This window comes from Leclercia sp. GLN_9 (genome assembly GCF_043105735.1).
GTDB classification, from domain to species: domain Bacteria; phylum Pseudomonadota; class Gammaproteobacteria; order Enterobacterales; family Enterobacteriaceae; genus Enterobacter; species Enterobacter adecarboxylatus.
The window spans coordinates 316,527-329,359 of sequence record NZ_JBICLV010000017.1; the positions used below are offsets into that span (position 1 = coordinate 316,527).

Sequence of the window (12,833 nt, forward strand, 5' to 3'; positions counted from 1 at the left end):
TTTTCCTCACACCTTGGCCACGACAGGGCGGCCAAGCAGTCCCTGCGGACGGAAAATCAGGATCACCACCAGCAAGCCAAAGGAGAACACATCTTTGTAGTCGGAGTTCACCACGCCGGAGAATTGCGCCTCGGCGATACCGAGGATCAAGCCGCCCAGCATCGCGCCGGGCAGGGAGCCGATCCCCCCGAGGACGGCGGCGGTGAAGGCTTTAATCCCGATGATAAACCCGGCGTAAAAATCGAAAGTGCCGTAGTTCATGGTGATCAGCACCCCTGCCAGCCCGGCCATTGCCGCGCCAATCACGAACACCAGGGAGATGATCCTGTCGGTATTAATCCCCAGAATCGACGCCATTTTGCGATCCTGCTGCACGGCGCGACACATCCGTCCGAGTCGGGTATTGCTGATGATCCAGGTGAGCAACAGCATCCCGGTGAACGAGGCGATCAGGATAAAGACTTTGGTGTAGGTGATCTGAACAAAGCCTTCGCCAATATGGAATCGCAGCACGCCGTCGAGCATGGTAGGCACGCCCTGCTGGCGCGGCCCCTGACTGATTTGGGCGTAGTTTTGCAGGATCAGCGACATGCCGATGGCTGAGATCAGCGGTGCCAGGCGCGTGGAGTTACGCAGCGGTTTATAAGCGATGCGCTCGATGGTCCAGCCATACACCCCCGTCACCACGATGGTGAAGACCAGCGTGCCGAGGATCAGCAGTGGAAAAGATTCCAGCCCGAAGAAGGAGAGGAGCGCCAGGCCGATAGCGCAGAGATAGGCGGAGATCATATACACTTCGCCGTGGGCGAAGTTAATCATGCCGATAATACCGTAAACCATGGTGTAGCCGATGGCTATCAATCCGTAGACCGACCCCAGCGTTAAGCCATTTATTAACTGCTGCAGAAAGAAAGTTTCCATCATCGCGCGCTCGTGTTTTAGGCCGCTGGCGCGGCCCGCTGGTTTTAGTGCGTCGGTATGTCGCCATACCGACGTTGAGCGTGATTCCGTCCCGTTACTGCACTTCCTTATATTTACCCTTGTCGTCCCACTCATACACCACGTAGTCAGAGACTTTCAGGTCGCCTTTATTGTCCCAGGATTTTTTGCCCATAACGGTATCCACCGCATTGGCCTTCAGCCATTCGCTGGCCTTAGCCGGATCGGCACCGCCCGCGCCTTTAAATGCCGCAGCAATGGCCTGAATGGAGGCGTAGGCGTAGAGGGTGTAGCCTTCCGGCTCAAATTTACTGGCGCGGAATTTGTCGATGACCGCTTTGCCTTCCGGGATCAGGCGTGGGTCTTTACCGAAGGTCATATAGATGCCGTTGGTGTATTGCGCACCCCCGGCGGCAGTGACCATCTCTTCGTTGACGATGCAGTCCCCGGAGAAGAATTTCGCCTGCACGCCCTGCTCACGCATCTGGCGCACCAGTGGGCCGGCTTCCGGGTGGCAGCCGCCGAAGAAGACCACGTCCGGCTTTTGGGCACCGATTTTGGTCACCAGCGCGTTAAAGTCTTTCTCCCCACGCGACAGGCCTTCGTACATCACATCCTTCACGCCGCGTTTCGCCAGGGCGGCTTTGGTGGCATCGGCCAGCCCCTGGCCGTAGGTGTCTTTATCGTGAATGATCACCACCCGTTTGGCTTTCAGCTTATCAATAATGAAATCGCTGGCGACCTGACCCTGCTGGTCATCGCGACCGCACATGCGGAACATATCGCTCATGCCGCGCTCGGTGATCTGCGGGTTGGTGGAGCCGGGGGTGATCGCCAGTACGCCCGCGTCGTTATAGACTTCGGAGGCCGGCATGGTAGAGGAGGAGCAGAAGTGCCCGACCACGGCTTTGACCTTATCCTGGTCAACCAGACGGTTCGCGACCGAGACCGCCTGTTTCGGTTCACAGGCGTCATCGCCCTGCACCAGTTTGATCTTCTCGCCATTAATGCCGCCCGCGGCGTTAATGTCTTCCGCGGCCTGCGTCGCGCCGTGCCAGTATTGATCCCCGTAGGTTGCGTTCGGCCCGGTGAAGGGGCCCGCCACGCCAATCACGATATCAGCCTGGGCGGAAAACGCCGTCACCAGACACCCTGCCAGCACAAGAGAGAGAGGACTTCTGATCAATTTCAGCGACATTATTATGTACCTTTTCTGAGTGGTTTTTTGCACGAACCCTGTGTAGTCGAACGCCGGAGGCGTACCCAATCCAAAACGTATTACACAAAACGGACGACATACCGCAGAAACAGGCGAGATTGCCTGAGGATGATGATCCTCAGTACAACAGTAAGCAAAATGGTTGCCAGAACGGCAGCGTATTGCCTGTGTTTCGACAATTTTCAGTATAGAGCGCCGTTTTAAGCCACCCGGCACCATGCAGTGAAATTACAGCGGGGATCACATCTCATTAACAACAAAGCACATAAGTTGTGCAGCGGTCACGATTTGGACAGATTTGCACCAATAAAGCGCCGGGGATAAGCAGGGGAAGGGCACCGTTTAGCGGGGTTTCTGTGTTACCCTGCACGCAATTCTATTCTGCAGGAGATTTACCCATGACCGAAGGCCCGTTAAACGAAACCGAAATGGAATGGCTGGAAGAGACCTTAATGACCTACGGTCATGACGGCGAGTCCATTATGGACGTCTCCGAACTCGACGGGATGATGACCGCGGTGCTGTCCGGCCCGGTGGTGGTGGAGCCGGATCGCTGGCTGGTGGCGGTCTGGGGCGGCGAGAAAAACATTCCGCGCTGGAAGAACGATCGCGAGATGAACCGCTTTATCGATCTCTGCTTCAAGCATCTGAACGATATCGCCGAGCGCCTGAGCGATTACCCGGATCAGTTTGAACCGATGTTCGGCATGAACGACGTCGACGGTGAAACCTATACCGTGGTGGAAGAGTGGTGCTTCGGCTATATGCGCGGCGTGGCCTTGACCGACTGGTCATCCCTGCCGGAATCGCTGCGTGCCGATCTGGATCTTATTGCCCTGCACGGTTCTGAAGAGAACTTTGAGCGCCTGGATACCTTCAGCGAAGAGGAGTTCCAGCAGAGCATTGAAAATATTCGTCCGGCGGCATTGCGCCTCTATAACTACTGGATTGCCAACCCGCAAGCGACTGTCACCCAGCAGCCGGTGATCAACGGTACCAAAGTCGGTCGTAACGATCCGTGCCCGTGCGGCAGCGGTAAAAAATTCAAGAACTGCTGTCTGCATTAATCATATCCGGCGGCGCTGCGCTTGCCTGGGCCTACGATGCCTGTAGGCCGGGTAAGCACAGCGCCACCCGGCGTTACTGCGTTTATTATCCCACTTCCGGCAGCAGCCCCGCCGCAATCCCGAATTGCACCAGAATTATCGCTATCCCGCAGGCGAAGACCAGGCACAGCGCCGGTTTGCCGCCAGGTACCCGGTAGTCGCCGGTGGCATGGTGCTTACGGCTCTGCCAGACCAGCAGCGACGGCAGCAGCAGCGCCAGCACCGCCAGCGCCACACCCGCATACCCTAGCGCCATCACAAACCCGCGCGGATAGAACAGAGCGAAAGCCAGCGGCGGCAGGAAGGTGATCGCCCCGGTCTGTAAACGCCCGCTAACAGTGCGGCTGCGCTGGAACAGGTCGGCAAGGTAATCAAACAGGCCCAGCGCCACGCCAAGGAACGACGTCGCCAGAGCGAGATCCGCAAACAGATGCACCGCCAGCTCCACATGCGGCGAGGCAACCACTTCCCGCAGGGCCTGTAGCAGTCCGTTCAGACCGGTATGGCTGGCCAGCATCCCCATAAAGGTGGACGAGTTGATGCTGCCCAGGGTCACCATCTGCCAGAAGATGTACGCCACCAGCGGAATGGCGCTGCCGGTGATGAAGATCCAGCGCAGCTTGCGCACGTTGCCATTCATATAGCTGACAATACTCGGCACGCTACCGTGGAAGCCAAACGAGGTAAAAATGACCGGAATAGCCGACAGCGCCAGCCCTTTCTCCAGCGGCAGGGTCAGTAAGTTGACCTTATGAATGTGCGGTGCCAGCAGCACCAGCATCACCACCAGGAAGAGGATTTTTGCCGAGAACAGGAAACGGTTGAACAGATCCACCAGCGAGGTGCCCACGCATATCACGCCCCCGCCGATCAGGGTAAAGAAGATCACCCCGGTGGTCGGTGAAATATCCGCGTTAAACCAGTCGTTAATGCTGGAGGCGATAAGCTCGCCCGCGCCGCTGATATAGGCCGCAGTCAGGGCATACATCAGGAACATCATGCTGAATCCGGTAATCCACTGGCCGAAGCGGCCCAGATAGCGCCCGGCCAGAGTTCCCAGCCCGGTATCGGCGGGAACGTGCTGATACACTTCGAGCAGCAGCAGGGCGGTGTAACACATCAGCGCCCAGAGCACGCCTAACAATACCAGCGTCACGCCAAACCCGACGCCCGCTGCGGCCAGCGGCATCGCCAGCATTCCTGCGCCAATCGTCGTTCCGGCGACGATAAAAATACTTCCCAGCGTTCTGTTCTTCACGTTTTCCTCTACGGCCTTGCACTATCGCGACAAAATCTGCCGCGCAGCGTAAGGGAAAAATGCAGCGTCGTCAAACCGGCGTTACAACAGCTGTAAATCCATCTTTACGGAAGTTGATGGCTTCGATGGCCTGGTCGTATGCCCATGAAAGTGGGGGTATTCGTCTACTACATAAGAGCAATGTTTTCGTTCGATAATCAGGCGTAACGTAAACGTTTCTTATAAATAATCAAAAAAAGTGAGATAGCGATGACCGGCGAAAACCCCTTTTGTGCAACATGGAGTCGCTCAGGCAATTTATTGTGTCATGGACACTGGATCATCACCTGGCAGGGGCAGGCCGTAACCTTGCCGGAGGCGCGGCAGGAAAAGGATATGGGGACCTGGGCGATTTACTCGATTATTGATCCCGAGGATGAAACCTTTGCCCAGGGCTTACCGGAAGACGACTGGATTATCGACAACGTCGACTGGCTGACCGATCTCTTTTTCGATCACGCCATCCCGCTGGAAACCGACAGCTATCGCCAGTTTTATCAGGCAGTCAATAAACAGGACTGGCGCTGCACCAGCTGTGCGGGCTGCATGTAAACCTGCGCCAGCGCAAGGCGGGCAGGGGGGCAAAGGGGTAGGCTGCGCCTTTTATTCTGGAGGCTTTATGACATCCATTCACGGGCACGACGTGCTGACGATGATGATTGATTCCGGTGAAGAGTACACCGAAGAGAGTCTGGTGGCGGCCATCACCGCGCGGTTTGGTGAGGCGGCGCGTTTTCACACCTGTTCGGCGTCGGACATGACGGCGGCAGAGCTGGTGGCATTTCTGGCCGCACGCGGGAAATTTATTCCGTCAGCGGCGGGCTTTTCAACGCACGAAAGTAAAATTTGTCGCCATTAATAATAACGCGGCGCCAGAAGGCGCCGCTGTAATATTAATTTTGTGCATCGAGTGTAGACAGCTCTTTATCAATAAAGTACAGCCCTTCACCTGATTTCCCGGCCAGCGACAATTTATCGAGAACAGATTTAAACAGCTTCTCTTCTTCGTGCTGTTCTGCCACATACCATTGCAGGAAATTAAAGGTGCCGTAATCCTGGCTGGTCATGGCCGCATGAACCAGTTCGTTAATTTTCTGGGTGATCAGCTGCTCGTGCTCGTAGGTGGCGCGGAACAATTCGTCCAGCGATGCGTACTCTGCAAAAGGCGATGCCACCGGGGTAATGCGCGGCAGGCTGCCGGTATCGGTAAGATAATCAAAGAGACGCTGCATGTGGGTCATCTCTTCCTGCGCGTGACGGCGCATAAATGCCGCTGCGCCTTCAAAACTGTGATAGCTACACCAGGCGCTCATCTGTTGATAGAGCAGGGAGGAATAAAGTTCCAGATTCATTTGCTCATTGAGCTTGTCGATCATTTCGGTTTTAAGCATGGTGTAGCTCCGTTTTATTATTCACTGGCCAACGAGAGCGACACTATAATTTGTTATTTATATATTTGCAAAAAGTAAAATTATTATTTAATTAATCACAATACGAATGGGAATAAAACGCATTGCGGGTAATTCAACATTATTAATGAGAATTATTCTGTTTCGTGTTTAAACATATTATTGCCAGCGAGATCGCTGGCAACGGAATTAATAATAGGTGGTAACGATGGGCCGGGGGGCATAGCCATGACACTGATATTGAATGGTCATGGTTTCATTAAGGCACAGCGAGCCGCTGATGAGACTACAGGTTTTGACTGGCTGGCCGTAAGCCATGGCCGTGCTGTATCCCATCGCCTGGCATTCACGGGTCGCCGTGCCGCTGGTAACGTAATCGTCATAGCGGGCGTTCTGCAACATGGCCTGATCGTAATTGAGCATGACGACGCCTGAGGTGACATCGACGCTGCTAACCTCTGCTTGCCGGGTAACGCTACAGCCCGCCAGCAACAGGAGCAGGCCGCCAGTGCATAATCTCTTCATAGAACACTCTGAATGCGTTGAAATAATCTATACTACCGCCAGACGTGTGCCGCAATGCCAGGATTAAACGCCTGTTCTGCCCCTTCTCTTTGCCACGACCCCCGGCTCTTTCAATTCTATGCCATCCGCCCAACGGTCGGCGGTTAAAACGCTTCTGAGCACAAAATTGTGAGCGCATCTTTGTTTTTTGAAACTATTTTTCACTTAATTTGAAAGTGTGTTTGCTTAGTAGTAAGGTTGGACAGGTAAGCTATTCACAGCGGGATGCCCCGCATCGCATTCAGGAGACGAAGAATGAAAATTGCATTGATGATGGAAAACAGCCAGGCGCCAAAAAACGCCATCATCCTCAAGGAATTGAACGCCGTTGCTGAAGAGAAAGGTTTCCCGGTCTACAACGTTGGGATGAGCGACGAAAACGATCACCACCTGACCTACATCCATCTGGGGATCATGGCGAGCATTCTGCTGAACTCGAAAGCGGTTGATTTCGTTGTGACCGGTTGCGGCACAGGCCAGGGCGCGCTGATGTCCCTGAACATCCACCCGGGTGTGGTATGCGGCTACTGCATCGATCCAGCGGATGCCTTCCTGTTCGCCCAGATCAACAACGGTAACGCGCTGTCCCTGCCGTTCGCCAAAGGCTTCGGCTGGGGCGCAGAGCTGAACGTTCGCTTCATCTTTGAAAAAGCCTTCACTGGCCGTAACGGCGAAGGTTATCCGCCAGAGCGTAAAGAGCCTCAGGTTCGCAACGCCGGTATTCTGAATCAGGTGAAAGCCGCGGTTGTTAAAGAGAACTATCTCGATACCCTGCGCGCTATCGATCCAGAGCTGGTGAAAACGGCAGTAACCGGCCAGCGTTTCCAGCAGTGCTTCTTCGAGAACTGCCAGGATAAAGAGATCGAAGCTTTTGTCCGCGGTATTATTGGCTAAGTTGCCAACGCCAGGAAAAGCCAGCTTATGCTGGCTTTTTTTATGCCCGCTTGCTGGATACCGCACTGCCGGCATCTTTCACCAGCCGCAGGGTATCGAACATCCCCAGCAGACAGACCAGCGCAATCGCCACAAAGGCCAGCCGGAAGCTGATCCCCGGTAGCGCGTCTATCCCCAGCATCTCGCTGCACAGTTCGCCAATACGGATCCCGATAGCACCAAGGGTGATCCCCAGCCCTACCGCCAGCTGAGTGGCAGTAGAGAACAGGGTGTTGGCATAGCTCATCTGCGGGGAAGGGACATCGGCAAAGGCGAGGGTGCTGATGGCGGTAAACTGTATGGAACGAAACACGCCGCCCAGATAGAGCACCAGCATAATGACCCACACCGGGGTCTGCGGCGTCAGGAACGCACAGGCCAGCAGAGCCAGCACGTTCAGCGCGCCGTTGATCAGCAGCAGTTTTTTAAACCCCAGCCCACGCAGCAGAGGGGTGGTCGCCGGTTTAATGGTCAGGTTGCCAACAAACACCGCCAGCACCAGCAAACCGGAGTGGAACGCATCCATGCCGAATCCCACCTGGAACAGCAGCGGCAGCAAAAAAGGGACGGCGCTGATGGAGGCGCGAAACAGCGAGCCGCCGTACATGGTCACGCGAAAGGTGGGCACCTGGAGGGCATCGAGGCGGATCATCGGCCACCGGGCGCGCCTGAAATGCCGCAGCGCATACATCAAAGTGACCACGCCCGTCGCCAACAGAGCAAGGGTCAGCGTGGTATTCACCTGCTGCGCCCCCATCATCTCCATGGCACAAACCAGGCTGACCATTGCCACCGAGGTGGCGATAAAGCCCGGGGTATCGAATGGACGACGAGTCTCTTCACTGATATCGGGGATAATGCGCAGCGCCAGCACGATGGCAATCAGCCCCAGCGGCACGTTAATAAAGAAGATCCAGCGCCAGTTGGCATAGCTGGTGATAAACCCGCCCAGCGGCGGGCCGATAATGGGAGCCACCAGCGCGGGCCAGGTCAAAGTGGCGATGGCAGTGATCAGCAGATGCTTCGGGGTGGTGCGTAGCACCGCCAGTCGGCCAACCGGTACCATCAGCGCGCCCCCCATTCCCTGCAACACGCGCATGGCGACGAACTGATCGACGCTGGTGGCGAGGCCGCACAGCACCGAGGCGAGGGTGAAGATCGCCAGCGCCAGGGTAAAGACTTTGCGCGCGCCAAACCGGTCGGCGATCCAGCCGCTGGCCGGGATCAACACCGCCAGGGTGATGAGATATGCGCTGATCCCGATATTGAGATCCACCGCCTGCACGCCAAAGCTTTTCGCCATATCGGGCAGCGCGGTGGCGATCACCGTGCCATCGAGAAACTCCATAAAGAACGCGCCCGCGACTAACAGCGCAGCGGGGGAGATCCCGCTGGCCGCTTTACCGGAGATGTTTTCGGTCATTTTTCCTCTGCCACTTCAAAATTTTTTTAAAAATTTACAGGAACAAGCACGCTGCTAATTGCCTGATTTGATTTTATTTTTAACAGGAACACTGTTTTATTTTAAATAAACTGCCGTGATGAATATCACAAAATAATTGATTTTTGTGATGGCGGTCATATTATAGGCGCATCAACGATAACACCTGCATAACAAAGAGCCGGAGTAAAACAATGAAATTGCGCAAAATCCTTAAAAGCATGTTCGAATCCTACTGCAAGACCTTCAAGGACGTACCGCCAGGCGCGATGTTCTGATAAAAAAACCTGCTTCGGCAGGTTTTTTTATGCCTGCAGGCCGCATCAGGGCGGGCGTTTTGCTACTATGGCGGCCTTTAAAACAGGAGAAGCCTATGTCTCAAAACCTGAGTGCCGACCAGGAACTGATCTCTGACGTTGTTGCGTGTCAGCTGGTTATCAAACAAATCCTTGATGTGATTGAAATCCTCGCCCCGGCTGAGGTGCGCGAGAAGATGTCCAGCCAGCTCAAAAATATCGATTTCGCCAGCAATCCCGCGTCAGCCGACCCGGTCACGCTACGCGCCATCCAGAAAGCCATTGCGCTGATTGAACTGAAGTTCACGCCGCAGGGCGAGTCTCACTAAAATAAACCGACGTTTTGAATTTAGAAATGGTTTTGTGAGAATAATGTGAACGGGCGACCCAGGGTCGCCCGGAATGCAGGTTACATGAAGGTTTGCACCAGCAGATAGCTCACCGCACAGGCACAGCTTACTCCGATAAGACCGGGCATAATAAAGCTGTGGTTGATGATAAACCTGCCAATGCGCGTGGTGCCCGAGCGGTCAAAGCCAATGCAGGCGAGGTCGCTGGGGTAGGTCGGCAGAACAAAATAGCCATACGACGCCGGGAAGAAGGCAATCAGCATCTTCGGATCAACCCCCAGCATTAACCCCATCGGCGCGACCGCCGTCAACGCTGCCGCCTGGCTATTAACCAGTTTCGAGACCAGGAACAGCACGATAGCGTAGGTCCAGGGATGGCTTTTCACCACGCCCTCGAGGGCCATCTTCAGTTCATCCAGATGCGCCTGGAAAAAGGTATCGCTCATCCATGCCACGCCAAACACCGAGAAAATCGCCACCATCCCGGCCTTAAACACCGCGCCGTTTGAGATCGCAGCGGCATTCACTTTGCACACCATTAACATCACGGCCCCGGCGATCAGCATCATCATCTGGATCACCAGGTTCATCGACAGCGCCGTCAGCTTGCCTTTCACCTCAAAGGCCGGACGCAGCTCGGGCAGGGCACCCAGCAGTACCACCACGGCAATCCCGGCGAAGAAGATCCAGGTTGACCAGTAGGCCTGCTTCGGGAAACGCTGATTCATTAAGGTGTCGGTGCTGCCATAAATGAATTTCCGCTGCTCAGGATCTTTTAGCCTGGCCTGAAACGCCTCGTCGTCGGCCAGATCCTTGCCGCGGCGTAAGCTCCAGAGGGCGGCAATGGCTACGCCCGCCAGCGAGGCCGGGACTGAAATCGCGAGGATCTGCAGAATGCCAAACGCCTGACCGACGCCGTGCTGCGCAGCAAGAATTGACACCAGAGAGACGACGGCAACCGACACCGGAGAGGCGGTGATGGCCATCTGCGAAGCAATGGAGGCCACTGCCATCGGGCGCTCGGGGCGGATGCCTTTTTTCAACGCAATGTCGGCAATGATGGGGAACATGGTATAGACCACATGGCCTGTGCCGCACAGAAAGGTCAGCATCCAGGTGGTGAAAGGGGCGAGCAGGGTGATATGTTGCGGATGCCGCCGCAGCAGCCGTTCGGCAAGCTGCATCATCACATTCAGTCCCCCGGCGCTCTGGAGCGTGGCGGCGCAGCCAATGACGGCAAGGATCGTCAGCATGACGTCCACCGGGGGTTTACCGGGCTGGAGCCCAAAGACAAAAGTGAGAATAAACAGGCCTATGCCGCTGATCAGGCCCAGTCCCATCCCTCCGAACCGGGTGCCGATTAACAGGCACACAATAATGACAATAAATTCAACGGTAATCATGCGTATCCCTCGTCTGTGAAAATGAAATTTTCGCAAATCATTACACGGAGTAGGGTTATTGGGTGGGAGCCAGATCGGATTTGTTAAAGATTAATAAAAGCAAGGAGTTGGTTACAAGCCTGTAACAACATTACCCGGCGCAGGCCGGGTAAGTGACGTAAAGCAGAGGATCAGTGGTGCTGAGAGTGAACAATGTTGAGCAGGTGACGATCGGTCTGTTCCAGACCCAAACCGGTGCGATGCGCCTGGCGAATTTCATCGAGAACGGTTTTCAGTAATACCCCATCGTGCTGCTGTTCTTTTTCAATATCGTGCAGGAAGTTGAGCGTGGAGATGTCCTGCATTTTACGCGCTTCATCCGTTAATTGATTCAGCGTCAGGCAGCGTTGTTCATACTCCTCCAGCGAGCGCTGGAAAACTGCTTCCAGGCAGCTACAGTCTTCATCAGTCATCTCCACCGGCTTAAGTACCGGCATGGCGCCAGACGCTTTCAGAATATCGAAAACGCGCATCATCTGGGTGACGTTGCTCTGTGCCTGGGTGCGCAGAAAGGTCGCGGAACCGGTTAGCTGATGTTCTGAGCACCACTCGCTGAGGTGCAAAGAGAGATTTGACGCCTGGAACTCAAGGTTCATTTGCGTGTTGAGCTTGTTAATCATGTCCGAGATAGCCATATCCATTCCCTTTTCTTCGTTTATGCAACCTAAAAAATAATCATCATTAACGATAGTTCACTACAGAATAAAAGCATTCTGTTTTCCCTGTATGTGAGCCCATATTCATTGCAGGCATCGGGTAAAAATAATAATAACAGCGAACTGTTTATAAGAAAATCCTTATGAATATATTCTTACTAAAGCTTACTCACCACGAGAAATTAAAACAAATGAAGCATCTGCCGTGACCGAAGCGAAGGTAAGTAATAGCTAACCCTATGTTATACATGTTTTTGTATAAAATTAAAGCGTTTCGATGAAGGGGCGTATTTCATGTTTTTCAGCGTTGCGATGATATATGCGCATAGCAAGATAATGGAAAATTATTCCTGCCAGATGGAATAAAGATAATTCTTATAATTAATCAATTTTTACACCCGACGCAACTTGCGCCGGATCATTTTTGCCCGAAATAGTGCGATTTGTGATCCCGCAGGGAGTTTGCCGTCCTCCACTCTGTGAAAATGAAACATTGTTTTATCTTTTATCTCATGGAGTTATTTATGGCAAACGTGGCGGTGCTGTTGGCACCCGGATTTGAAGAGGCAGAAGCGATCATCACTATCGATATCCTGCGCCGTCTCAATATTCATGTCGAAACCCTGGCCTGCGCCGATTCGCGTGCGGTGGTGAGCTACCACAATATCCCGATGGTCGCAGACCATACCCTGAGCGACAAAATCGAAACGTACTACGACGCCGTGGTATTACCAGGCGGCCCGCAGGGCAGCGTCAACCTGGCGGCCAGCGCAGAAGTCCTGCGTTTTGTCGCCGCGCATGACGAAGCGGGCAAGATTATCGCGCCCATCTGTTCTGCCGCTGCGCGCGTGCTGGGCGGGAACGGCTTACTCAAAGGCCGTCGCTACGTCTGTTCGGGCGATCTCTGGCAGCCGATCCAGGATGGCGTGTATGTCGATGCCCCGGTGGTGGAAGATGGCAACCTCATCAGCGGCAAAGGTCTGGGCCATGCCTTCGACTTCGCGCTGACCCTCTCGGCGCGGCTGTTGGGCGATGACGCACCGGTTCGCGACCACGCCGAACACATCTACTATCCCTGGTAATATGGTCGGGCGCGCCTGCGCCCGGCTCACAAGGATATCTTAGCTGATCTTATGGACTAATCTGCTTCCCCTCTTTCTAATTGTCTGACAAATCCCGCT

15 protein-coding genes are annotated in these 12,833 nt (G+C 54.5%); 7 read left to right on the forward strand and 8 right to left on the reverse strand.

Annotated features, from left to right (window positions below; all coding sequences use genetic code 11):
- Window positions 1–6 precede the first annotated feature (6 nt).
- Together ACF8PE_RS12235 and ACF8PE_RS12240 are read right to left on the reverse strand one after the other, a co-directional pair.
- Complete coding sequence (locus ACF8PE_RS12235; protein ID WP_392495026.1) at window positions 7–921, reverse strand: branched-chain amino acid ABC transporter permease LivH; 915 nt, start codon at window positions 919–921, stop codon at window positions 7–9.
- Window positions 922–1,015: 94 nt separating this feature from the next.
- Window positions 1,016–2,137, reverse strand: coding sequence for a branched-chain amino acid ABC transporter substrate-binding protein (locus ACF8PE_RS12240; RefSeq protein WP_032612038.1), 1,122 nt, complete (start codon window positions 2,135–2,137; stop codon window positions 1,016–1,018).
- A gap of 419 nt (window positions 2,138–2,556) precedes the next feature.
- Between ACF8PE_RS12240 and ACF8PE_RS12245 the strand changes: the two genes are divergently transcribed.
- On the forward strand, window positions 2,557–3,225 hold the full coding sequence (locus ACF8PE_RS12245) for a YecA family protein (protein WP_032612036.1): 669 nt from the start codon (window positions 2,557–2,559) through the stop codon (window positions 3,223–3,225).
- A gap of 85 nt (window positions 3,226–3,310) precedes the next feature.
- On the opposite strand, the gene tyrP is transcribed toward ACF8PE_RS12245, so the two are convergent.
- Window positions 3,311–4,522: a tyrosine transporter TyrP gene (tyrP, locus tag ACF8PE_RS12250; RefSeq protein ID WP_059307622.1), complete on the reverse strand. Its 1,212-nt coding sequence runs from the start codon at window positions 4,520–4,522 to the stop codon at window positions 3,311–3,313.
- Window positions 4,523–4,771: 249 nt separating this feature from the next.
- Here tyrP and ACF8PE_RS12255 point away from each other — a divergent pair, with 249 nt between their 5' ends.
- Both ACF8PE_RS12255 and ACF8PE_RS12260 read left to right on the forward strand, forming a co-directional pair.
- A complete protein-coding gene (locus ACF8PE_RS12255; protein ID WP_032612032.1) occupies window positions 4,772–5,113 on the forward strand; it encodes a hypothetical protein in 342 nt (113 codons plus the stop codon).
- Window positions 5,114–5,180: 67 nt separating this feature from the next.
- A complete protein-coding gene (locus ACF8PE_RS12260) occupies window positions 5,181–5,420 on the forward strand; it encodes a YecH family metal-binding protein (RefSeq protein WP_032612030.1) in 240 nt (79 codons plus the stop codon).
- A gap of 34 nt (window positions 5,421–5,454) precedes the next feature.
- Here the strand turns inward: ACF8PE_RS12260 and ftnA are convergent, their stop codons facing one another.
- Window positions 5,455–5,952: a non-heme ferritin gene (ftnA, locus tag ACF8PE_RS12265; RefSeq protein ID WP_032612027.1), complete on the reverse strand. Its 498-nt coding sequence runs from the start codon at window positions 5,950–5,952 to the stop codon at window positions 5,455–5,457.
- A 207-nt stretch (window positions 5,953–6,159) separates the two neighbouring features.
- A complete protein-coding gene (yecR, locus tag ACF8PE_RS12270) occupies window positions 6,160–6,495 on the reverse strand; it encodes a YecR family lipoprotein (RefSeq protein ID WP_032612025.1) in 336 nt (111 codons plus the stop codon).
- 294 nt (window positions 6,496–6,789) lie between these two features.
- On the opposite strand from yecR, the gene ACF8PE_RS12275 reads away from it, so the two are divergent.
- Window positions 6,790–7,428, forward strand: a complete 639-nt coding sequence (locus ACF8PE_RS12275) for an RpiB/LacA/LacB family sugar-phosphate isomerase (protein ID WP_032612023.1) — start codon at window positions 6,790–6,792, stop codon at window positions 7,426–7,428.
- A 40-nt stretch (window positions 7,429–7,468) separates the two neighbouring features.
- Here ACF8PE_RS12275 and ACF8PE_RS12280 read toward each other — a convergent pair whose 3' ends face one another.
- On the reverse strand, window positions 7,469–8,890 hold the full coding sequence (locus ACF8PE_RS12280; RefSeq protein ID WP_392494928.1) for an MFS transporter: 1,422 nt from the start codon (window positions 8,888–8,890) through the stop codon (window positions 7,469–7,471).
- A 212-nt stretch (window positions 8,891–9,102) separates the two neighbouring features.
- Here ACF8PE_RS12280 and azuC point away from each other — a divergent pair, with 212 nt between their 5' ends.
- Together azuC and ACF8PE_RS12290 are read left to right on the forward strand one after the other, a co-directional pair.
- Entirely contained in the window at window positions 9,103–9,186 is an 84-nt protein-coding gene (gene azuC / locus ACF8PE_RS12285) for a stress response protein AzuC (protein WP_098946254.1), read from the forward strand.
- A 95-nt stretch (window positions 9,187–9,281) separates the two neighbouring features.
- Window positions 9,282–9,533 (forward strand): DUF2766 family protein, encoded by a 252-nt coding sequence (locus ACF8PE_RS12290; RefSeq protein WP_032612018.1) that lies wholly within the window; start codon window positions 9,282–9,284, stop codon window positions 9,531–9,533.
- 80 nt (window positions 9,534–9,613) lie between these two features.
- Here ACF8PE_RS12290 and ACF8PE_RS12295 read toward each other — a convergent pair whose 3' ends face one another.
- Both ACF8PE_RS12295 and ACF8PE_RS12300 read right to left on the reverse strand, forming a co-directional pair.
- On the reverse strand, window positions 9,614–10,957 hold the full coding sequence (locus tag ACF8PE_RS12295; RefSeq protein WP_077227034.1) for an anaerobic C4-dicarboxylate transporter: 1,344 nt from the start codon (window positions 10,955–10,957) through the stop codon (window positions 9,614–9,616).
- Window positions 10,958–11,127: 170 nt separating this feature from the next.
- On the reverse strand, window positions 11,128–11,631 hold the full coding sequence (locus tag ACF8PE_RS12300; protein WP_392494929.1) for a non-heme ferritin-like protein: 504 nt from the start codon (window positions 11,629–11,631) through the stop codon (window positions 11,128–11,130).
- A gap of 545 nt (window positions 11,632–12,176) precedes the next feature.
- On the opposite strand from ACF8PE_RS12300, the gene ACF8PE_RS12305 reads away from it, so the two are divergent.
- Window positions 12,177–12,734 (forward strand): DJ-1 family glyoxalase III, encoded by a 558-nt coding sequence (locus ACF8PE_RS12305; RefSeq protein WP_032612014.1) that lies wholly within the window; start codon window positions 12,177–12,179, stop codon window positions 12,732–12,734.
- The last annotated feature ends 99 nt before the right edge of the window (window positions 12,735–12,833 follow it).

Excerpts from the sequence above, each read along its gene's own strand:
- ACF8PE_RS12235 (WP_392495026.1), bottom strand. The coding sequence starts at position 921 with ATGGAAACTTTCTTTCTGCAGCAGTTAATAAATGGCTTAACGCTGGGG.
- ACF8PE_RS12240 (WP_032612038.1), bottom strand. The coding sequence starts at position 2,137 with ATGTCGCTGAAATTGATCAGAAGTCCTCTCTCTCTTGTGCTGGCAGGG.
- ACF8PE_RS12245 (WP_032612036.1), top strand. The coding sequence starts at position 2,557 with ATGACCGAAGGCCCGTTAAACGAAACCGAAATGGAATGGCTGGAAGAG.
- ACF8PE_RS12255 (WP_032612032.1), top strand. The coding sequence starts at position 4,772 with ATGACCGGCGAAAACCCCTTTTGTGCAACATGGAGTCGCTCAGGCAAT.
- ACF8PE_RS12260 (WP_032612030.1), top strand. The coding sequence starts at position 5,181 with ATGACATCCATTCACGGGCACGACGTGCTGACGATGATGATTGATTCC.
- ftnA (WP_032612027.1), bottom strand. The coding sequence starts at position 5,952 with ATGCTTAAAACCGAAATGATCGACAAGCTCAATGAGCAAATGAATCTG.
- yecR (WP_032612025.1), bottom strand. The coding sequence starts at position 6,495 with ATGAAGAGATTATGCACTGGCGGCCTGCTCCTGTTGCTGGCGGGCTGT.
- ACF8PE_RS12275 (WP_032612023.1), top strand. The coding sequence starts at position 6,790 with ATGAAAATTGCATTGATGATGGAAAACAGCCAGGCGCCAAAAAACGCC.
- ACF8PE_RS12280 (WP_392494928.1), bottom strand. The coding sequence starts at position 8,890 with ATGACCGAAAACATCTCCGGTAAAGCGGCCAGCGGGATCTCCCCCGCT.
- azuC (WP_098946254.1), top strand. The coding sequence starts at position 9,103 with ATGAAATTGCGCAAAATCCTTAAAAGCATGTTCGAATCCTACTGCAAG.
- ACF8PE_RS12290 (WP_032612018.1), top strand. The coding sequence starts at position 9,282 with ATGTCTCAAAACCTGAGTGCCGACCAGGAACTGATCTCTGACGTTGTT.
- ACF8PE_RS12295 (WP_077227034.1), bottom strand. The coding sequence starts at position 10,957 with ATGATTACCGTTGAATTTATTGTCATTATTGTGTGCCTGTTAATCGGC.
- ACF8PE_RS12300 (WP_392494929.1), bottom strand. The coding sequence starts at position 11,631 with ATGGCTATCTCGGACATGATTAACAAGCTCAACACGCAAATGAACCTT.
- ACF8PE_RS12305 (WP_032612014.1), top strand. The coding sequence starts at position 12,177 with ATGGCAAACGTGGCGGTGCTGTTGGCACCCGGATTTGAAGAGGCAGAA.